At 44.3% G+C, this 21,258-nt stretch carries 20 protein-coding genes; 6 read left to right on the top strand and 14 right to left on the bottom strand.

The window, feature by feature from the left end; all coding sequences use genetic code 11:
• Nucleotides 1-8 precede the first annotated feature (8 nt).
• Nucleotides 9-833, bottom strand: coding sequence for a UDP-2,3-diacylglucosamine diphosphatase (locus GVN16_RS06305; protein WP_166562999.1), 825 nt, complete (start codon nucleotides 831-833; stop codon nucleotides 9-11).
• A gap of 289 nt (nucleotides 834-1,122) precedes the next feature.
• On the opposite strand from GVN16_RS06305, the gene GVN16_RS06300 reads away from it, so the two are divergent.
• Genes GVN16_RS06300 through GVN16_RS06280 form a run of 5 tightly spaced genes read left to right on the top strand, consistent with a single transcriptional unit; the run spans nucleotide 1,123 to nucleotide 5,076 of the window.
• Nucleotides 1,123-2,544 carry a CotH kinase family protein gene (locus tag GVN16_RS06300; protein ID WP_166562998.1) on the top strand — a complete coding sequence of 474 codons (1,422 nt, stop codon included), beginning with the start codon at nucleotides 1,123-1,125 and terminating at the stop codon, nucleotides 2,542-2,544.
• Nucleotides 2,545-2,550: 6 nt separating this feature from the next.
• Complete coding sequence (locus GVN16_RS06295; RefSeq protein ID WP_166562997.1) at nucleotides 2,551-3,033, top strand: hypothetical protein; 483 nt, start codon at nucleotides 2,551-2,553, stop codon at nucleotides 3,031-3,033.
• Nucleotides 3,023-3,841 (top strand): polyphosphate polymerase domain-containing protein, encoded by an 819-nt coding sequence (locus GVN16_RS06290; protein WP_166562996.1) that lies wholly within the window; start codon nucleotides 3,023-3,025, stop codon nucleotides 3,839-3,841. Before GVN16_RS06295 ends, GVN16_RS06290 begins: the two co-directional genes overlap by 11 nt.
• Entirely contained in the window at nucleotides 3,789-4,412 is a 624-nt protein-coding gene (locus tag GVN16_RS06285; RefSeq protein WP_166562995.1) for a DUF4956 domain-containing protein, read from the top strand. The genes GVN16_RS06290 and GVN16_RS06285 overlap by 53 nt, the downstream gene beginning before the upstream one ends.
• A gap of 1 nt (nucleotide 4,413) precedes the next feature.
• Nucleotides 4,414-5,076 carry a DUF2490 domain-containing protein gene (locus tag GVN16_RS06280; protein ID WP_166562994.1) on the top strand — a complete coding sequence of 221 codons (663 nt, stop codon included), beginning with the start codon at nucleotides 4,414-4,416 and terminating at the stop codon, nucleotides 5,074-5,076.
• Between the two features lie 55 nt (nucleotides 5,077-5,131).
• On the opposite strand, the gene GVN16_RS06275 is transcribed toward GVN16_RS06280, so the two are convergent.
• Nucleotides 5,132-5,959, bottom strand: a complete 828-nt coding sequence (locus GVN16_RS06275) for a DUF2911 domain-containing protein (RefSeq protein WP_166562993.1) — start codon at nucleotides 5,957-5,959, stop codon at nucleotides 5,132-5,134.
• A gap of 283 nt (nucleotides 5,960-6,242) precedes the next feature.
• Here GVN16_RS06275 and GVN16_RS06270 point away from each other — a divergent pair, with 283 nt between their 5' ends.
• Nucleotides 6,243-7,442: a porin gene (locus GVN16_RS06270; protein WP_166562992.1), complete on the top strand. Its 1,200-nt coding sequence runs from the start codon at nucleotides 6,243-6,245 to the stop codon at nucleotides 7,440-7,442.
• Nucleotides 7,443-7,552: 110 nt separating this feature from the next.
• Here GVN16_RS06270 and GVN16_RS06265 read toward each other — a convergent pair whose 3' ends face one another.
• The 12 genes from GVN16_RS06265 to GVN16_RS06210 form a co-directional block, all read right to left on the bottom strand.
• Complete coding sequence (locus GVN16_RS06265; protein WP_166562991.1) at nucleotides 7,553-8,650, bottom strand: phytase; 1,098 nt, start codon at nucleotides 8,648-8,650, stop codon at nucleotides 7,553-7,555.
• Between the two features lie 36 nt (nucleotides 8,651-8,686).
• Nucleotides 8,687-9,682, bottom strand: a complete 996-nt coding sequence (locus GVN16_RS06260) for a hypothetical protein (RefSeq protein ID WP_166562990.1) — start codon at nucleotides 9,680-9,682, stop codon at nucleotides 8,687-8,689.
• A 48-nt stretch (nucleotides 9,683-9,730) separates the two neighbouring features.
• The gene (locus GVN16_RS06255; protein WP_166562989.1) at nucleotides 9,731-12,430 is read right to left on the bottom strand and encodes a TonB-dependent receptor; all 2,700 of its coding nucleotides are present in this window, start codon (nucleotides 12,428-12,430) and stop codon (nucleotides 9,731-9,733) included.
• 172 nt (nucleotides 12,431-12,602) lie between these two features.
• The gene (locus GVN16_RS06250; RefSeq protein ID WP_166562988.1) at nucleotides 12,603-14,282 is read right to left on the bottom strand and encodes a tetratricopeptide repeat protein; all 1,680 of its coding nucleotides are present in this window, start codon (nucleotides 14,280-14,282) and stop codon (nucleotides 12,603-12,605) included.
• Nucleotides 14,283-14,538: 256 nt separating this feature from the next.
• Entirely contained in the window at nucleotides 14,539-15,093 is a 555-nt protein-coding gene (locus GVN16_RS06245) for a DinB family protein (protein ID WP_166562987.1), read from the bottom strand.
• 187 nt (nucleotides 15,094-15,280) lie between these two features.
• Nucleotides 15,281-15,904, bottom strand: a complete 624-nt coding sequence (locus tag GVN16_RS06240) for a DUF2911 domain-containing protein (RefSeq protein WP_166562986.1) — start codon at nucleotides 15,902-15,904, stop codon at nucleotides 15,281-15,283.
• The gene (locus GVN16_RS06235) at nucleotides 15,870-16,970 is read right to left on the bottom strand and encodes a cytochrome-c peroxidase (protein ID WP_166562985.1); all 1,101 of its coding nucleotides are present in this window, start codon (nucleotides 16,968-16,970) and stop codon (nucleotides 15,870-15,872) included. The genes GVN16_RS06240 and GVN16_RS06235 overlap by 35 nt, the downstream gene beginning before the upstream one ends.
• Nucleotides 16,971-16,976: 6 nt before the next feature.
• Nucleotides 16,977-17,768 carry an MbnP family protein gene (locus GVN16_RS06230; RefSeq protein ID WP_166562984.1) on the bottom strand — a complete coding sequence of 264 codons (792 nt, stop codon included), beginning with the start codon at nucleotides 17,766-17,768 and terminating at the stop codon, nucleotides 16,977-16,979.
• A 49-nt stretch (nucleotides 17,769-17,817) separates the two neighbouring features.
• A complete protein-coding gene (locus tag GVN16_RS06225; RefSeq protein ID WP_166562983.1) occupies nucleotides 17,818-18,726 on the bottom strand; it encodes a hypothetical protein in 909 nt (302 codons plus the stop codon).
• A gap of 20 nt (nucleotides 18,727-18,746) precedes the next feature.
• Nucleotides 18,747-19,799 carry a cytochrome-c peroxidase gene (locus GVN16_RS06220; protein WP_166562982.1) on the bottom strand — a complete coding sequence of 351 codons (1,053 nt, stop codon included), beginning with the start codon at nucleotides 19,797-19,799 and terminating at the stop codon, nucleotides 18,747-18,749.
• Nucleotides 19,783-20,592, bottom strand: a complete 810-nt coding sequence (locus GVN16_RS06215; protein WP_166562981.1) for an MbnP family protein — start codon at nucleotides 20,590-20,592, stop codon at nucleotides 19,783-19,785. The genes GVN16_RS06220 and GVN16_RS06215 overlap by 17 nt, the downstream gene beginning before the upstream one ends.
• A gap of 240 nt (nucleotides 20,593-20,832) precedes the next feature.
• Entirely contained in the window at nucleotides 20,833-21,204 is a 372-nt protein-coding gene (locus tag GVN16_RS06210; protein ID WP_166562980.1) for a hypothetical protein, read from the bottom strand.
• Nucleotides 21,205-21,258: the final 54 nt, after the last annotated feature.

Here is a 21,258-nt window from a genome sequence, read left to right as displayed (position 1 = left end):
TGATTTACTTAGAATGAAGCTACAAAGCGTTTTGGAACAGGCTCTTCTTTTACCACCTCAAGGTCAGATACCTGGCTTACTTCCGGTTTTTCGACATGATAATAAACCAGGTTCCAGTTGCCGCGATAATCTTCTACCAGGGCTGACATGGTTTCAACCCAGTCGCCTGAGTTCATGTAAGTAATCCCGTCAATGTCTCTGATGGAAGCATGGTGGATATGCCCGCAGATGATCCCCTGGCAGTTCCTGTTTTTGGCGAGTTCGGCCAGTTTTTCTTCGAAATCCGAGACGTAATTGACCGCCAGTTTGACTTTATGTTTGATTGACTGCGACAGGGAGTAATAAGGCATCCCTCTCCAGGTTCTGTACTGATTGTATTTTTTATTAAGCCAGAGCAGGAAGGTGTAGCCCACATCACCCAGGTGTGCCAGCCATTTCATGCCGGAGGTAATGGAGTCGAAAACATCTCCGTGAGTCACAAAAAATTTCTTGTCACCCGATCTCAATATATAATCTCTTCTGATCTGGAAATTTCTGCCGATCACAAACGGCATTACCTGATCCAGGAAATCGTCATGATTGCCCCTGATATAGATCACTTTGGTATCGTTTTTTTCCATCATTTTGAGGACTACTCTGAAAAACGCCGTGTGTTTCTTTTGCCACGAGCCGTATTTCTTAAGCTGCCAGCCATCTATGATGTCGCCATTTAAAATCAGCTTTTCGCAACGGTTTTGTTTTAAAAATGCCGTAGCCTCATGGGCCTTTGAACCCCCGGATCCCAGATGGACATCCGAAATGATGATGGTGCGATACTTGTAATCTTTTTTCAATTGCTTATTTAAATAATACAAAAGTACTTTTATAAGATCAACAGAATATTTCCGGAATATTAAGAAAGCGTTGTGTTTCAGCCTTTTGAGAGCATTTGGGGCGAAAACGTGAATAAGAGTATAGTGTGGAGCGGTTGACCGGGAGTAATTTCAGAGGTAAAAGTCTGAAAACTTAACAAAACCTTAATATTGGTTTATTTTGTCGACTCATTTGTTTGTTTCATCGACGCATAAGGATATTTTAACCTTCGTTTGCCGTCTATACAAATAGATCGAACCCAATACCAATATGAATAAAACCCTTTTGATTCTTTTCACTTGTATTACTTTTTTGTGGCAGGTTTCCTGTAAAGATAAGGACAGTGATGTCGCTCCTGCCGAAAGTCTGGATGACTGGACAGCCACAAGTCATGGAAATGATGCGGAGCCTGATTATTCAGTAGCTTTTCCACAGGATAAGGTCCTTTCTTTTGAAATAACGATGACAGCTGCAGCCTGGCAAACGATCCGGGATGATATGAAGACCCGCACCGGGAATGACTTCGGAAGTGGCGGCACAGGCGGAGGTGGTGGTATAGGTGGCGGAGGTGGAGCAGGAGGTGGCCTCGACATCGTTTCCGGTGATCCGGTCTATGTACCTGTATCATTGAAATACGCGGGAAAAGAGTGGTATAAAGTGGGTTTCAGACTGAAAGGTAATTCGAGCCTTTCATCAGCCTGGAGACAGGGAAATTATAAGTTGCCTTTTAAAATCCAGTTTGACGAATTTGAGGATACCTATCCTGAGATAAAGAACCAACGGTTTTACGGTTTTAAGGAGTTTTCGATGTCACCGGCATTCAATGACAACTCTTTGATGAAAGATAAAATGGTGTCAGATATTTTCAGAATGGCGGGAGTGCCTGCAGCCAGAACGGCGTTTTGTAAAATCTATATTGATTATGGGGCCAGTTTGAAATATTGCGGTGTTTACACCATTGTAGAGGTGATTGACGATACCATGGTGAAAGATCAGTTCGGAGAAGATGAGGGGAATATCTATAAACCCGAGTCTACCTTCCAGAGTTTTTCACAGGCAAATTTTGAGAAGAAAAATAATGAGGATGTAGCTGATTATAGTGATGTGAAAACTACCATTGCGACGTTGAACAGCAGTACCAGGACTTCCAATCCGGCACAATGGCGGGCTGAGCTGGAAAAAACCTTTAATGTAGACCATTTTCTGAAATATCTTGCGGTTAACAATACGATTGTCAACTGGGATGCTTACGGGGCGATGGCTCATAATCATTACCTTTATAATCACTCGTCGAAGAAACTGATGTGGATACCCTGGGACTTTAACGAGGCCATGTCAGGCACTACCACTACCGGAGGTGTCGGAGGCGGCGGCCGCTCAGCGGTGGCACTGGACATGAAGAGTGTAGCTAATTCGTGGCCTTTGATCCGTTATCTGGCTGATGATGCAACGTATTATGCCAAATACAAGTCTTATGTAAAGGATTTTACAGATAATTATTTTACGAGTGCGAAAATCGACCCGATGATCGACAAAAACTATAACCTGATATCTCCTTATGTGATCGGAAGTGAGCCTGAACAGACCAAGTACTCTTATCTGACCAATGCGGCGGCTTTTACCACGGCGATGAATCAGCTGAAGCAAAAGGTCATCACGAGGAATCAGGCCGCTAAAGATTTTCTTAAATAATGCTGAATGAACCGTTTATTAATCTGTCTTATTATGATGTTTACGCCGGAGCTCCTGGCTCAAAGCAAAAAGGAATTAAATAGTAACCGTATTAAGTGCCTTAACGAAATCCTGATCAATTACGAAGATGGGAAAGAAGAGGTGTATTATGAATCAATTCAGAAATTCAATAAAAACGGGGATGTGGTTGAAGAGTCCCTGTTTTACAAAACCGGGGAGGTTTACCGGAACATAAAGTCGGTTTATAATAAAAATAATGAGAAAACAGAAGAGGAGACCTGCGACGGAAAGGGTTTGTTGCTCGAACGCCGGACTTATGTTTACGATACCCGGGGGCGTAAAAACGGGGAGGTGCAGTTTGACCGCCAGAACCAGCCGGTCCGGAAGTCGGTGTATACTTATAATAAACAGGGCCTCAAGTCTGAGATGAAGGTTTATGATGGTGGTGGGCAGCTTATCCAAATGAAGAAATACATATATGAACACTGAACATTATCTGGACCTGATCGGAGAGAAGATCAGTCGCTTTGAGCCTGTGTCGCTGCAAGAGATGGAAAGTGTCAGACTGATGGACAGGACGGATATAAAATACCTGGTTCCGCTTAAGTTGCTACCGGCGATCCTTGATGAAGCCCTGGCTGATTACCGGCTGATGGAGATTGATGACAAGCGGTTGTCTGCCTATGAGACCTTATACTATGATACACCTGACCTGATGCTGTATCATATGCATCACCAGGGAAAAAAGAACAGGTACAAGGTGCGGTCAAGGAATTATGTGGAATCCGGGCTCAAGTTTTTCGAGATCAAATTTAAAAGCAATAAAGGAAGGACACTGAAAAGCAGGATTGTGAGTGGTGAAATTGAACATACGATGGATGCTCATGCCTCTCAATTCCTGAGTGCTACTACCACATTAGACCCTCTCGCGTTTTCAGGGATCATGTGGGTGGATTACAAAAGAATGACCCTGGTACACAAGTGTATTCCGGAGAGGATCACGATTGACCTCCAGCTGACGTTCAGGAATGAATTCAAGCAAAAAAAATACCCGGAACTGGCCATTGTAGAAATCAAGCAGGATAAAATGAAAGGGTCACCTTTTACAGATATCATGAAGAAATTTCAGCTTAAAAAGGGATCGATCAGCAAATATTGCTTTGGGATCATCAGCCTTTTTGACGGCGTAAAACAAAACAGTTTTAAACCCCAGATTCAAAAACTAAACAAAATCATTAAAACCCATGAGCATGTACATCCAGGGACTCATCCTGTCAGATCAGTTGGAGTGGTTTGACAAAATGTCTTCCAGACTTTTTATACGCCTGGTCATTGATCTTTCGTCTTTATTTATCCTGATCCGGTTTATTTATTTTAGAAATTATAAGCGGACAGACCTCTTCCTGACCTTTTTTGTCTTCAATGTGGTCATTTTTCTGATCACTTATTTACTGAACAAAGTGGAGATGTCGATGGGGGCGGCGTTTGGCTTATTTGCTGTTTTCTCAATGCTGAGGTATCGTACGGAGGGCATTTCGGCAAAAGACATGACTTATCTTTTCCTGTCTATTGCGATAGGGCTCATTGCGGCCATCAGCAAAGGAGGGTGGGATGACCTGTCTTTGTTTGCCATCATTATCCTGGTGGTGACTTATTTATTGGAAAGCGGCCTGCTGATAAAAAAGGAGCATTACAAGTCAATTACCTACGAAAATATAAAGCTGATTACACCGGACAAGTCTGAAGAGCTGATTCTGGACCTGAAAACAAGAACCGGACTGAATATCCACCGGGTGGAGATCAAAGAGATTGATTTTCTGAAAGATGCCACGCTGATGACCATTTATTATTACCCTGATGAAAACTGATATGAAAAAATACCTGAGCATTTTACTGATCATGACACCGGGTTTTATCCTGGCCCAGGAGAGGACCACCAACCTGTGGGCGGGAGTGGGTGTTACCAAAGGCCTGGGGGCTGGGTTTTCCGCGAATCTGAATGCCCAGTGGAGATTTACGGAAGACTTTACCACCCTAGGATCATATATAGCAGAAGCCGGTGTGGGGTACAAAATTAACAAGCATTGGAGGGCTGAGCTGAATTACAGGTACATTGGCAGGAGGAAATACGATAAAAGTGAAGCCTCTTACTATTACCGGCCTTATCACCGTTTCTATGGAGACATATCTTACGACCGCAAGATATTCAGCCTTTTAAAGCTTGATTACAGGATCAGGTACCAGAACCAGTTTAAAGATGACGAGGGAAGTATAGAGAACGATAAGAGTTATGTCAGGAATAAACTGGAGGTTTCGTATCCCAACAAATCAAGGTTTACGCCGTTTGTTTCAGCTGATTTATTTTACCAGATCAAAGGTGAGTTTGATGAGATCAGGTACAGGGCCGGGGTGGATGTTAAACTGACAAAGAAACACAGCATTACCGCGGGGGCATTCACCTCACAGGAACTGGGGACTGTGACGCCGGTCAAAGATCTGACTTTACTGGTGGGATACAAATTCAAATTTTAAGCATAAAAAAGCCACTTCATGGAACTGAAGTGGCTTTTTTATGAAGAACGATAAATTATAAAGTAGCGATCAACTTTTCGTTGAGGGCTACATAATCATCATTTTTAGCTTGTTTGGCCAATGCGATTGATTTTTGAGCGGTAGCTTTTGCACCGGCTTTGTCTCCTGATTTAGCCTGGATTTTTGCTTTAAGATGGGCAATCCAGAAAGCATCAGGCTGAGCCTCTATCGCTTTGTTAACCCATTCCAATGCTTTTTTCAAATCTTTACCATTGTCAAAATAGTAGCTTGCAGCTTGAAAATACGGGCGGCTGTCGGTATTGATGGCATTGTCGATTTGCGTCATGATCTTGCTGTCGATATCAGCTTCCACAGGGATACTTACCAGGACATTATCCCAAAGCAGGTCAATAGAAGCGGTATTGGCTTTAACATCTGCGATGTCGATCGTAAATGATTCTATTGAAAACGGAAGCTCTTCTGCCTTTGCTTTAAAGCGGGCTATATCTTCTTCGGTTTTGTAGCCGCTCAGGCCGCCGTTGTTGACACCTTTGTTGAGGATGATCTCCCACTCGCCTTTATTAGGAATGGAATAAAGGGCATATGAACCGGCTTTAACAGCTACACCACCCACTTTAACGTCTTCACCAAAGGTGATTTTTGTAGCTCCGTTAGCTCCGGTTCTCCACATTTTGCCGTATGGTACAAGGTCTCCGAAAATTTTACGGCCTTTAACCAGTGGGCGTGAATAGTTGATTTCGATAGAAGACAGGGCAAATTCCTGCTTAAGGGTCTGGGACGGGCTTGGAGAAGGAGTTTTAATTCCCTGGGCACCGGCTCCCAGGCTGATCACAAGAGCAAATACAAATAAAAGGTTTTTCATTTTGAACATGAGTTTAAAATTTTGTTGTTGCTGCAAAGATATACCTTATGGCCGGGATAAAAAAGCAGACGGTACGAAGCTGCAGATACGGATCAGGAATACTCATAATTCAGGGGGTGGGCAGGGCAGTGTTGTTTAAAATTATAGCCTGAGAAATGGACTTCCGGTTTAAATTTCGGGCTAAAACCGAATAATTCAGGTCATTTTCATGAATTTCAGCCCTAATTTTCATTCCTTTGTATTTTGTTTTATAAAACCGGAGACATTCGTCAAAATTCATTACATGAAGAAAAGCCTCTTAACTTTATTTTTATCCTTCATCATACTTCAATCATTTGGTCAGGGCGGAAATGATATCAAACTTTCATCATTACCGTATTATAATTATGGCAAAGGCCTGGGGCTGACTTCCCCTGACAGTCTTTTCCAATTCAATATCAGGTTCAGGATTCAGAACAGAATGGGTTATAACCGGGATGAAAACGGAAACCCTTCGTTTGATGCCCAGGTAAGAAGACTAAGGTTGAGGTTTGACGGTTTTGTCGGGGATCCGAGGTTTGTTTACGTCATGCAGCTTTCATTTGCTCCCGGCGATGTGGGAGAGGTGGTGGAAGGCCAGAACCTTAACATCATCAGGGATGCCATTGTATTTTACAGACCGAACAAACACTGGAATTTCGGATTCGGGCAAACCAAGTTACCGGGTAACCGGCAGAGGGTAAATTCGAGCGGGGCTTTGCAGCTGACCGACCGTTCCATCAACAATGCCAAATTCAATATTGACCGCGATTTTGGTGTACAGGTCAATTATCTTCACGAAGAAAAGAGTAAATTCTCCTATAATGTTAAAACGGCCATCAGTTCGGGAGAAGGCAGAAACTGGACGAAAGATCCGGATGACGGCTTGGCTTACACCGGTAAAATAGAGCTTTTGCCTCTGGGTTCTTTTACCAAAGACGGTATCTATTTTGAGGGCGACCAGGCACGGGAAAAAAAGCCTAAGGTGATGTTGTCGGGAGCGTATCATTTTAACAAAAACGCCAGGAGAGAGCAAGGTGTATTAGGCAAAGACCTTTATGAAAAGAGAGATTTAAAAGCCGTGTTTATTGATGCGATGTTCAAATACAGCGGTTTTGCTTTCCAGGCGGCTTATATGAGCAGGGATACGGATGATCCTGAAACAGTCAGTGAGGAAGACGGAAGTAAACGGACCGTTTATGTAGGGCACGGCTATGATCTGGAATCGAGCTATCTATTTAAAAATAATTTTGAACTGATCGGCAGGTATTCGAAGTTGCTGTCGGCCGAGAAAATTTCTCTTAAATATCCTGATCAGACAGAATTTACGTTGGGTTTAACCAAATACATGTGGGAGCACGCGTTTAAAATACAATCCGAACTTACTTTTGATCAGTTTGAATACTACGACGGAACAGAAAAAGGCAGCTGGTACCTGAGGTTCCAGGTGGAGATGGGGATATAATTTATGAGGGAAGGAAAAAGGAGAATGGAGAAAGGAAGAAAGGAAAAAGTCTGCCTGGCCGGAAGGCCGTGTCGGACGGGCTTTTTCCTTTCTTCCTCGTCCCGTAAATGCTACTTAATCATCTTAAGTTCTTTCCCTGCGATATCTTCCCATCTGTAAAGCTGGAAGGTCTTGTTGTCTGACATGGCTACGAAGAGGCCTTTCCGGAAAGTTTTGTTTAACGGAATGCTGCAGATTTCCGATCCGTCACTTTCATTCGTTGAAACTTTCACCACTTTGATTACCTCGTGCTGATGAGGCTTACCGCTGGCTCCTTCACGCGGGAAAACATGAAACTGATTGGCTTGCTGGTCAGAAAGCAGGATGTAACCGGTGGAATCTGTCAGGCTGTAAATGGAAATGCCTTCATGGTCTTCTTTGATGCCCTTGGTGGCGAATAAAGCTAACTCATCATTGACTTTTTCAGGATCGGCATAGTATTTTCTGACTCCAACATTTTCGTCTGAATAGTAGACATAGCCCAGGGCATCATCTACTGCGATGGCTTCAATTTCCTTTTTCTGACTGTATTTTCCGAATTTTCTGGCCAGAGTAGCCTTTACTTTTCCTTTGCCGTCATCTCCCAGTTCATATTGCCACAGATAGTTTTCTGCCGGGCCGTTTTTACGGCCGACAATGGCAAAGATCTTTTTATCAGAAGGACGTTTGTACAAGGCAATGCCCATCAGGTCTCTGAAATCTTCGCCTTTTTCTCCCTGGTACACTTCTATTCCGCCATTGTCAACGGGTTTCATATCGGGCAGGCTGAAGATCCTGATTTTATGGGTAAATCTTTCGGCTACAACGGCGATGTCGGTTGGTTTACCGTTGAGCATCAGACCGTATTCCACATCCACATTATTAGGGCGTTTCAATCCTCTGATGACTTTGTCATGGATGATTTTGCCCTGAAGATCAAAAACATACAAAGCTCCGTCTTCATCTTTGTCTGTTCCGAGAATCAGGCTTTCTGCCGGGTTTTCCGGGTTGATCCAGATGGCAGGATCATCGGTGTCATGCAATGTGGTGTCTGTTATGAAAACCGGTTTTACTACTTCTCCGCTTGAAGAATCGGGTTGATTAGCCGCCGTTTTAGTTGTTTCTCCGGAATGGCATGAGATCAACCCTGCCAGCAGGCAGCCACTCAGTATGAGATTTGTTTTTTTCATCAATTATAATTTTTAGATTTTAAGTTATAACAGTGTTTAATCGAGCTTAAGTGTGAGCGTTTTTTCGACACCGTCAACGCTGAGTGTGATGGTCAGGATCTCTCCGCTGATTTTAAAAGAGCCTTCATATTCCACTTCTTCCACGTACCCGGCTTCATCTTCCACTTCAACAATGAACTTAATGTCGCCCTCTTTCTTGTCGTCAGTCAGGTCATCGTATTCTGCTTCGATTTCGATGGTTTTGTTTTCCATTTCTCCACAATCATTCTCTTCTTCTTCCTCCAGCTCAACTTCAATTTCGAGCTGGTTTAAACCAAACTGGAACTTGATGCCCTTGATCTCATTTTCTTTGAGCCCTGCGATATCTTCGTGCAATGATCCGAACAGATTCTGGAAACTTTTGAGATCTTTTTTGGTATCCAGCTCCCATTCTGCAAAAATGACGTCATCATCCAGTACTTTATGTTCAAACTCGAGGTCTTTGTTGGCTACCACGACTCCGTTACCACCTGTTATGCCCGTGATCTGTACTTTGAACGACCTGTCGTCTTTGTTGACAATCATATCATCAAACAGCTTGTCGTTCAGTTCGAAGTTAATTTCCACTTCTTCTGCTCCGGCCGGGAAAACGACGGTGCCCTCACCTGTGGAGGTATTGAAAGTAGCAGCAACATCTTCGTCATTGCATTCGTCCTTTTCATAAGAACCTTCTGCACTGAGGATATAATCTGAGATTTTACTGAAGCCTTCGATGTCTGTTACCTTGAAATTCACTGTGACATTGGCCGTCAGCGGAATTATTTTTCCGCCGAGTTCCTTACCTTCAGGATCAATCTTGTCTAATAATGTTAATTTGAAACTTGTTTCATCACTATCTTCTTCCTCACCGGCTTCTTCGTCATCAAAGAGAATGACCTGGGGGATTTTTTCGGGATCGATCGGGCTTATCACTCCGTCGTTTTTCTGATCGCATGACCACAGGAAGGCCAGAAAGACCAGTCCTGCGGTTTTGTAACTGAATATACTTTTCATCTTGACTTTGTTTTTAATGTTTATCTGACGCATTTAGTGAGCAGTAGATCATAAGTCGAATTTGAGACCGACCCTCGACCACCAGGAGTAGAATTCTCTCTGGACCACAACATTCTCTTTGCCCATGTAGGCCTGGAACGGCTGATTGGTCAGGTTCAGGAATTCGGCAAAGACACGGAATTTCTTCTGAATGGCATAGGAAGTACTGAAGTCCATCTGCATGCGGCTTTTGGTGTAAAGGTCTTCTTCCTGGTTGCCACCTACTTCCTGCAGGTATTTTCCGTTGAAGTTGAATGACAAACGGGCATTGAATTTCTTGTAATCATAGGAAAGGGAAACATTGCCCACGTGTTCGGCCTGACCTGGCAACTTGATGGTTTCTGTACCCGAATCTGCGGAGCGGCTCTGGATTTTTGCATTTGATCTGGTGTAGGTATAATTAAGATACACACCAAGTCCTGACAAAGCCCCAGGCAGGAAAGTAAGGTTTTGCTGGTAAGCCGCTTCAAAGCCCAGCAGGTCGGCTGCTTCACCGTTCTGAACCTGGATGATGTCGATATCAGTGATGGTAGGAGTGCCGTTCAAAGGATAATTTGAGCCGAAGAATACCCTTGGGAAGATAAAGTCATTCAGTCTTTTATAGAAAATTCCTCCTGAAATGACTCCGACGTTTTTAAAATACTTCTCTCCTAAAAGGTCCAGGTTTAAGGCACTGACAGGTTTCAGGAGCGGGTTCCCGACGGTGGCTTCGTTGTCTTCGCGATTGACTTCCTGTGCAGGGATGATCTCTCCGAAATTAGGTCTTGCGTAAGAAAGGGTGGAAGCGAACCTGATGTTAGTGAGGTCGTTAACCGCATATTTCAGGTTTAACTGGGGCAGCACAAAATCATAATCAGTTCCGCCGTTTACCGGTTTTATTTCCTGCAGATCGCCGTTAGGAGCAATGATCACGTCCTTTGATTTGTAGTTAACCACGGTTCTTTCATAACGCACACCGGCTACGGCGGTCAGCTTTTTGATCTGGAATTGTCCCATCACATAGCCTGCATATACATTTTCTTCTGCCTGAAAAGCTTCCAGAGCTTCGGCGATGGCCTTGTCTTCTATCTGCAGTTCGAATTTCTCAGGATTGGCGTTCAGATACCCGACCAGTTTCTGAACATCGGTGTTCCTGGACAACTGGTATTTACCTTTCAGGAAGTTTTTGTCAAGTGTGCCGCCTTCAAATTCGTTCAGATTCGGAACACCACCCAGGTTGCCGTACACGTTTTCTGTGATGTCGTAAGACTTGGTTTTGAAACGGGCTTTTCCTCCGAATTTGAACAGACCGCTTACTTCATTGATCTTAAACGGTAAACCAATGTTGATTTTACCGGTAATGTTCTTGTCTTTGGCAAAGGTGTTTCCGGTAGCCAGCTCGTCAAACTCATAAGATTTGTTGTCAAGATAGCCGTCAGCTTTGAGTGAGGGGAAATTTGCCCCGTTGCCGAAGTCTACAGTACTCGGAATGCCTGCAATAAAAGTAGATTCATAATCATAAGGAGTGTCCTGTTCACCGTAGGCATAAGCCAGTTCGTAATCAATGTTGATTTTTGGCAAAGTATGTTTCCCTCCGAGGTTGAAACTCATGATCGACTGCGATTCATACCGGTCTTTGGTTGATCTTTCTATTTCTTCGTCTTCCGGTTTGAAAAGATAGGTTCTTCTCCATTCGCGGTCAGAGAACCTGGAATATAAACTACGCAGGTAAATCTCATTGTTCCTGTTGAATTTATAATCCATCGTGCTGCTTAAGCCCAGGCGGGTACGGACCAGCTGGTAGTCACGCAGTTCAAACTCGTTGTCAAAAGGCTCTCTTTCCCAGTTGTCTGATCCGAAATTATTCTGATAGTAAGAGCTGTTGAGCATCAGTCCGAATTTCCGGTTTTTACCTAAGCGTTGTCCGTATTGTAATGAACCCTGGGCGTTAGGTTGTTTCATAAGGGCGTTGTATCCGCCGACAATTGAGGCTTTGATCTGAGGCGTAGCACTGGTAGCGGTGCGGGTAATCAGGTTGACTGATCCGCCGATGGCGTCACCGTCCATGTCAGGTGTCAGGGCTTTTGAAATTTCCATGAAAGACAGCTGGTCTGCCGGAATGGCGTCAAGGGCCACATAACGTACATCGGCTTCAGGTGACGGAATCTGTTCGCCATTGACATTGATATTGGTAAACTTTGGTGAGAGTCCGCGTACGAGCACATAGCGGCCTTCGCCCTGGTCTCTTTCGATGTTCACGCCAGGTACACGCTGCAAAGCTTCAGCCACGTTCGGGTCCGGGAAACGGCCGATCTGGTCTGCCGATACCACGTTTTTAATATTCAGGGCACTGAGTTGCTGGTTGAGGGCTTTGACCTGCCCTTCGAGCTGGCCAACCACCCTGACGCCTCCGATCTCGAAAGCAGCACTTGTCAATTGAATGTCTACACTGTTTGTTTTTCCGCGGGTAATTTCCACCGGAACCTCTTTGGTGGCATACCCGATAAAACTGACCACTAAAGTTTGTTTACCTTCTGTGGCAGATAAGGAGAATTCTCCGACCAAAGTTGAAACGGCTCCGCTGGTTGTTCCTTTGACAAGGATGGTGGCTCCGGGCAATGGTTCGCCTGTTTGTTCGTCTGTGATTTTTCCGCTGAGTCTGGCGTTCTGACCTGCGGCAAATCCACAGATAGTCAGCATGAGAAGTACGGTAATGAATAATTTTTCCATAAATACTGGTTTGTTAAAATTGCCAGGTGAGCGATTGAACCGTTCACCGATGGAGGCAAAATTATACGGAGGAACTGCGAATAAGCCGAAAACGGGCGTTACAAAAAGGCAGCAATAACAGTTAGATAATATTGAATGGCGGGGCTTAATATTCAGTTAATATAAAGGGTATTTAAATGCTCATGATAAAATGTGTGAGGCTGTCACCCTGGCTGAGGCTGAGTTTTTTTCTCAGGCGGTGGCGGTTTACGCGGAGGCTGTCCTGCGAAATTCCGAGGGTGGTGATGAGGTCTTTGGTATCCATATTCAACCGGAGTAATGCACACAGCCGTAGTTCTCCTGACGTTAGATCCGGGTATTTTTCCTGCAGTTTGGCAAAGAACTCACCATGCACCTGTTCAAAAGCCAGCTTAAATTCGTTCCAGTCTTTTTCCAGCTGGGTGCTGTGTTCTATGAGCCGGATGAGTTTTTTCAGTTCGGCATCTTTTTCTTCGTCTTTTTTGCGTAGAGTTAACTGGATTTTGTCAAGAAGTTCTACCAGTATTTCATTTTTCTGGATGATGAGCAAGGTCCGTCCTGTCAGTTCACGGCTCCTCATTTCAAGTTCACCCTGCAGTTTCTGTTCTTTCAATTGTGTGTTCTCCAGTTCAGCTGCATAAATCCGCTGATTCTGTTCCAGGATCTTTTTATTTTTGAGGATGAGGAGCCTTTGCCGGTTAAAAATCACCAGGCTGAAACAACAGATGATGATGATTACCCCGATAAAAATATAAATGAGCAGCCTGTTAAATCTCTTATTGGTTTCAAGCAGGGCTATTTCCTTGTCCTTTTCCTGGGTTTCATAAATGATCTGCATCTGGGCAATCTGCTGTGCGGTCTCCACATTATAAACTTCACCGTAGATGGTGTATGAAGAATCAAGATAAGCATAGGCTTTCTGATAATCCTTGAGGAAAAAGTAGGTTTGAGAGACGTCCCGGTAGGCACTCCTCAGCTGGTATTTCTGATGAAGTTTCCTGGAGAGTTCCAGGCTTCTGAAGGTGTAGCTAAGGCCTTCGGCATACTTCCCCTGTTTCTGGTAAATATCCCCGATGTTGTTAAGGTCGATGATGGCGGCTATCTGGTTGTCTATTCTCAGATTGATTTCCAGGGCTTTTGAAAAATACTGAAAGGCTTTGCCGTAGTCCTGCCAGTCTTCGTAAATGCTGCCGATGTCATCCATAACTTTGGCGATTCCGGCATTGTTATTAAGTTTTTCGTAGGTTTTTAAGGCCTTTTGCTGGTATTCGAGGGCCTTTTGGTATTGAAGGTTTTTCTCAAAAATGTGTCCTATATAACTTAAAGTCCCGGCAACACCGGTTTCATCATTAAGATTTTGAAAGAGTGAAAGTGATTTCCGGTAATGAGTCAGGGCTACGTCCGGTTTTTTAGAATAGTGATACGCAAGCCCGAGGTCCTGGTGAATTTCAGCCAGGCCCTTTTTGTTGTTGGTGATCTGATAATGCTGAAGTGCCTTGATGAAGTCTTCAATGGCCCTGCTGAAAATCCCCTGGTTGTAAAAGACATTCCCTGAAATCATAAAACTCCGGGCCAGCTCATCTTTCTGTTCCAGCTTTAAAGCGATTTTCTGGGCTTGTCTGGCATATTTGAAAGCAGAATCCGGGGCATTGTTCAGCAATTCTGCAGCGAGATCATTCAAAACCCTGCTTTTCTGTTTTTCGTCTTTTAACCGGAGTAGTTCAGCCTGGTATGCTTCTTTTTTTGAAGCGGTCTTTTGCTGTGAAACCGCCGGGAAAAAGAGCAGGTATAGCAGGAAATGTAACCATAAATCAGGTTTTCTGATTATTCCCATACGGATTTCAATGATACTGAATATTGACTATGACCGCGAAAATTACGAAGAAAAATCAAGCCGCTATGTTAAGTTTGTGTAAAGTGGCCTGGAGCCGGTCTCGAGTGGTCCCGAGCCGGTACGAAGTGGCTTTGAGCTGGTACGGAGGGGCTCCAACCCGGTAATTGAATGGGTAGAACGCAAAATATCCGGACAGGTACACAGGGCTGTATTATGCTGTCCGGATATTTATCAGCCAAAAAATTAAGGAGCTGTATTACCAGCCCACAAATCCTTCGGGAGTGATGCCGTTTAACCGCAGGTAACAAAGGGCCTGGCCGCGGTGGTGGATGATGTGGTTTTCCATCGCATAAAATAATCGCCACATCGGGATCGGTCCGCCGGAAAAACCATGTTCTTTCATCAGAGTTTTATCATCAGCGTTTTTGACCAGGGTGCCTACAAACTGATAGAATCCTTTCAGTTCCTCAGCCAGTTGTTCTTTGCTCAGGGCTGACCAGTGAGAGTTGTTTTTATCTTTATAAGGATTCGGAACGTTCAGTCTGCCGCAAAGCTGAAGGGAATTGAAAACGATGCAGTGTACAAACTGCGTCCTGAAAGAAAATGATTCCGGTGTGTATTTATAGTCAAGCAACTCCGGCTTAACCTGGTTGAAAAGCTTAAGGGTATATTCTTCTGATCGTGCCCAGGCCTGCAGAAACTCTGTCCTGAATTCTTCCAGGTCTTTGCTCTTCGGTTTTTTACCGAAAGAAGGAATGGCTAAAAGACTTCCGAATATGGAGCTGAGGGCGGTTTTACGGGTTATTTTCATTGGTATTGTTGTTGATACTGAGGTTTTAAACACACAAATTTAAAACATCCGGCGGATCATGCATCTATTTATAATAAGTAATTTATTGAAGGGCAGGGAATTGTTGTTTGCCGGAGATACCTTGCCATATAAAAACAGTCCTCTCAGAAATTTCTGAGAGGACTGAAAGAGGGAATTTCCGGGTAAGTTACTTTATCGTACTGAAAGGGACTTCGATTTTGAGTTTTTCCCAGCTCATGCTGATGATCCCGGTGCTGTCACTTGTAGCACTTACGGCATAGGCCAGCCTTTGTGTCATAGGGGAAATAAGTGGACTTACTTTTACCCGAAGCACATCTTCAGCAGCTTTATAATCATCTGCAAGGTGCTGTTTGTAATTTTTATTCAGGATAAATACCCACTCCTGCTTACCGGGAATGGTGAAAATGGCGTAGGTCCCGGATTCTATTTTCCGGCCGTCTATCATGACCGGGTTGATGATCTGCAAACTGGTGGCATCATGTGCCCCGGTGACCCACACCTGGTCATAAGGAACCAGCCCACCCCAGATTACCCGGCCTTTGACGCCCGGCGAATGATAGGTGATATGGAGGTGTGCGTTGCCCACCGTATTCATCACCACCCTTGAAGGACTGCCTTTCAGGGTATCTTCTTTGATCAGCCCGGTATTCAGGCTGTCGATGTACCCTCCAGCGGAAGATCCTTTCTGATGATGCATTTCATGACCTGTATCCGCTTCTTTCTTTTCCGAAGACTTACCGCAGGACATCAGGAAGCTACCTGTTATTAGTATGAGAATGATTTTTTTCATTTGGTTTTGGTGTATTTAAGAATAACTCCGGCTCGGAGAATCTCTTATCAGTGATAAATTCCCGGTCTGACAAGGTCATCAGAAAAGCAATGATTTTCTTCTTTTCCGGGTCCGTTATGGCCAGACCGGGCTGATTGTTTTGTTTTAAAAGAGGGTCAAGTGTTGCACTTTGTTCTACTCCCGAAGTATAATGATCCAGTACTTTTTCAAGGCTTGAGATGCTGCCGTCATGCATATAAGGGGCTGTAAATTCAATATTCCGGAGACTGGGTACTTTATATTTACCCCTGTCAGACGCATTCAGTGTAATCTCCTCACGACCTTTGTCAAAACGGTAATTGTTGGGTACGCCGTTGTTCCGGAATGAACCGTCGGTAAATAAACCGGTGGCATGGCATGAACTGCATTTTTGTTCGAAAAGCTCCAGCCCTTCTTTTTCTTCAGCTGTCAGTAGACCGCCTTCGTTTCTGATAAACTTATCATAACGGCTATTGGCCGATACCAGGGTAGCCATGAACTGGGTCAGGCTTTGTAAAAACACTTTGGAAGTAATTTCACTTACGCCGAAAGCCTTTTTGAATTTGTCCCTGTATTCTTCTGAGTCATTGAGTTTTTTGAGGACATTATCAAGTTGTTCATTGAGCTCCACTTCGTTCTCGAGGGCATTTAAGGGAGAGAAGTCCAGGCTGTGCACGCCTCCGTCCCAGAAAAAAGTCTTGCTGAACAGAAGATTAAACAGGGGCAGGGCATTTCTGCGGCCAAACTGGTTGTCAACCCCATGGCTCATCGGATGGTCCTGGTGGGCAAAAGCCGCAAACTGCTGATGACATGAGCCGCATGAAGTAGAGCCGTCGCTTGAAAGGATGGGGTCATAAAACAAAGTCCTGCCCAGTTCGATGCCTTCTTCTGTCAGGGGATTGGCTTTGAGTTCATACACCGGTGGCGGGAAATTGGAAGGAATCTCCGGCTTAAAAAAAGTACGTTGTATATTGCTTATCTGAAAGGCACTGATTGCCAGATAAGCAGATATACACAATGAAATCAATACTTTTTTATGCTTGAACATCGCTGTTTACTTTGATGAGACATTGCCGAGGTTAAATATGGAAACATAGTTTTCTGAAATCTTTGTCGAAAACTCTCCCCACATTACAGACGACTTCTCGGCTATTTTAATGGGGTTGACCTGGTCAAAGAAATGATCTATCTCCACATTGATATCAATAACTGGCCCTTTTCTGTTGGAGACCACCACGGGTTTAAACGCCAGCGTTCTTGTTTTGATATTATTCATGGTCTTTGACCTGTACCCGCCGAAGCCGCCGATATGGTAATTAAACACGTTCTTCTGCTTCTCGGGTGCAGCAGGTGAAGTCCCCTCCAGCTTGAAGAAAATGTACCCCGAATTCCAGACCCAGTACATCCCTTTGGCCGTGGCTCCTACATCCAGAGCCCCGGTTCTGCTGCCGATGCCCATGGTATTGCGGAGGCTGTCCACTCCGATGGTGAAAGTAAGGGCTGAATATTTTCCGGAAGGAATATGATTCAGTGTAATCTCTTTAGAGGCCGGATCAGATTGTTTAACCAGAAAATAGGAGCTGTCCTGGGGAACTGCATACGTAGAACCGTCCTCTTTTGTCAGTTTGATATTGCTGATAAAATAGTTGAGTAAAGTAAATTTTACCTTTTCTCCGTGAGCATTGGTATATGCCTTTTCAAAATCGAGGGCTTCTTTATTGAACAGGTTATTAAATTTCAATATCACCGTACCTTCTGTATTCTTCGGTTTTTCATACCTTGAAAAACCACAAAAAAGAAAGACTGAACAACACAACAGCACCTGAAATTTCATTGATTTACTCATCTTATTACTTATTAAACGCATGTTTCAGCATTCCGATTGGTTAATCTAACTAAAAAAGTCTGGTAATGTGCACTGAAAAGCTGTTTTTTAGCTTCAGATCTCCATCCGAAAGGTTCTGATAGACAGGCAGCTGGTACACAAATCCCGCGGAAAACTTTTTATAATAAGTCTCCATCCCGATGTTCCCGGTAGCCATCGTGCCCCCGGTAAAAGTATTATCTGTCCCGTTTTTCTGATCGTAGCCGGCATGTTCGGCATAGAATCCTGCATTTGGCATTAGCGTTAATGAACCGAAATACCTGGTGTAGAAAAACGACAAAGAGCCGTTGAGGCGGTTGGCAAACCTGTAATCATTCCGGTTGGTCGTATTGATTTTATAGGTAACGTCCATGTTGATTCCGTAACTGCTTTTTCTGAGCGTATAAATGGAGTTAATCATAAAATCGGTACTGCCTGAGCCCAGCTGAAAATTGGCGTTGGCTACTTCTGAACCGTTTTCATCAAATTTGTATTTCCCGGTGGGCAGTTTAATGCCACCGCCAAGCAACCAGATCTGATCCAGCTGATGGGCTGTGGTGTCATAAAAAGTATTCAGAATGCTGTAATGCATCAATGCCGACATGTCTCCCAGTCCATGTATCCTGATGGTTTCGCTGGTTCGCATGATGGTCTGGGCATTGACACTGTAAGGTACAAAAACCATCAACTGGGTCCGTTTCAGCGGATAAAAGCGTGTCCAGAGCTCTGCTGTCTGAAAGTTTTCCTTTGTCCTCAGAAACTCGCTGTTAAGATGAGAGTCAAAGTTTTTGGTCCGGTACCTGACTCCTCCGAACCTCAGGTGGGATTGAGGCAGGATACCAAAAAAAGAGCCGCCGTTTCCGCATCCGCAGATGTCACAAGCCGAAACTTCCGGGCTTGTCAGGCCCAGAAGCATCAGCAGAAATAGTATTTTTTTCATTTTGATGTTTGTTTATATGATCAGAATTTGGAAAACCTTTTGTTATTCAGAAATTCTGTATCGGTCAGTGTTTTCAGAAAAGCAATGATTTGTCCCTGCTGTTCTTTTGTCAACGCTATACCTGGTTTTGGATTCTTTTTCAGGGCCGGATCCAGATTGTCAACCTCCTGAACACCATCCGCATAGTGTTCCAGTACCCCCTCCAGATTTCTGAAACGACCGTCGTGCATATAAGGATAAGTGACCTCTATATTTCTCAGCGTCGGCACTTTGAACTTGTTTTTATCCGATTCATTTTCTGTGATCCGGAATCTGCCGAGGTCCCCGGTGTATTCAGCAGCCAGGCCGTTGCTTCTGAAACTATGATCGGTAAAGAGGATTCCGCTGTGGCAGGTGTTGCAGCCTTTTTCCTTGAACAGGGCCAGCCCTTTCATCTCAGTTTCTGTCAGTCGGGCTTTTCCGGCCAGGTACTGATCATATCTCGAATTGGCGGAGACCAGGCTGAGCATATACTGGGAAAGGGCTTTCAGGAACCTTTCAGAAGTCACTTCTTCTGTTCCGAAAGCTTTTTTAAACAGCTTCGGGTAGTCTTCCGACTTCTTCAGTTTTTCGATGACATTCGGAAACTTCTCATCCATTTCCACCGGGTTTTCAATGGGGGCAATGGCAAAAAGGTCGAGGTTAAAGACCCCGCCATCCCAGAAGAAACTGTTCTGCCAGGCTACATTGACAATAGGCTGAGCGTTTCTGAAACCTTCTTTGCCGTCAATCCCATGACTGAAACCATGGCCATGATGGGTAAAAGAATGGGCCTGGTTGTGGCACTCACCACAGGAGATCGTGCCGTCTCTTGAAAGTCGCCCGTCAAAAAACAGTTTTTTCCCCAGCTGAAAACCGTCTTCTGTCACAGGGTTGACCGCCAGGTTATAAACCGGCTCAGGAAAACCTTCAGGAACAGAAAACAATCCGGAAGGGCCGGTCTCCTTTCCCGCAAGGGTACAAGAGACCAGCCATATGCCAAAACTAATCGTGAGGCAGACTCCCAGCCTTTTTGGGTTATTCTTTATGGTCATGTTTGTCATTATGAACATGATCAACTTTGAACATATTAACGTAGCCGTCGGCCACTGGTTTGGCCGCTGCCGGGCTGTGAATCATACTGGTCGTTGAAATTCTCAGACCCGCCGAAAATACCTGGCCCGCATCTGTAATGATATGCACGGTAGGAGAGATGTCTTTTCTGACTGTTGCTGTATTTCCTCCGAAATCCGCAGTAATGGTCCTCAGGTTATTGGGTGTTTTGCCGGTATACCCCCCATAACCTCCCACATGGTACATGAAGACTTTGGCAGGATCTGAAGACAGGGGTGAAGAGCCTTCTATCTTAAAGAAAATGTACCCGGAGTTCCATGACCAGTACATGTTGTCATTCCCGTAACTTGCCGGATCCAGAACCCCTTTCCGCTGCGACAGGTCAGATACACTTTTGAGACTGTCTACTCCGATGGTGTATCGCACAGAAGTATAATCAGCTGCCGGAACATCCTTCAGGGTGAGCTTAAGGCTTGCTGCATCTGCCTGGCGAACCAGGAAATACTGATCCGGAAAAGTAACTTCTGTTCCGTCTGATTTTTTCAGTGCGATGTTACTCACAAAGAAATTGAGGGTGCTGATCGTGAAATCTTCCCCGGCCGTGTTTTTGTAGGTTTTTGAATTGAGTACCAGTTTTTCATTTCCGACATACTGGTCAAACTCAATGATCATGTTATTTTTATCGCCGGGGCTGATCGTTTCTGCTGCAGAATCGCATGAAAACAGGAGGGTCATCCACAGAAGACCCAGGAGAGCTATTTTGAAAGAATTCATTTTCTGAATATTTTTAAGAATTTTGATACCAATTTTTTAATGACCGATTTTTGCGGAGGCACACTTCTTTGGCGGTCTCCCTCAAACCGGATTTTCCTCGTTTCTTTCAACAAGGTTTTTTGGGCCATCTTTGGAAGACCCTTTTTATACTTTTTTGACATGGAAATCTTGAAAATGGATACACTGAGCTTGTTCCCTTAAAGGAAAGCTGCTAAAATTGATTTCAAGAAGAAGAGTGACTCAGGACTGAGGAGGGTGGAAGATCGTGCAAAAAGACTGCTGGAAAGCCGGAGACTGGTAGTTAAAGTTATTGACCGGCTCAATCGATATGGTGACAACCGAAAACTCTACCGAATAATCAGCAGAGTGGGTGTTACTTTCCTGTGAAAACAACTGGTGGACAAACTGATCCGTGGCTTGTTTTTCATCTTTCTCCTCGGCACTTTTGATGCGTTTGGCCAGGTAACACTTACCGTCGCAATGCATTTCAGGACGGTTTTTGTTAACACAATAGTTTTTGATGATAAAATCCTTACGCAGTTCGTAGTCTAAAAACAACACAGGCACAATCATGGTCTTGGTAAGCATCAGACCAATAAGAGAAAGTGTCAATATGCGAGACAGTGTTTTCAGAACTGCAAAGCTACATCCCAATTTCCAAACCCC

It is taken from the genome of Emticicia sp. CRIBPO (assembly GCF_009905725.1).
In the GTDB taxonomy this organism is placed as follows: domain Bacteria; phylum Bacteroidota; class Bacteroidia; order Cytophagales; family Spirosomataceae; genus Leadbetterella.
This window is presented reverse-complemented; position numbering and strand designations above follow the sequence as displayed.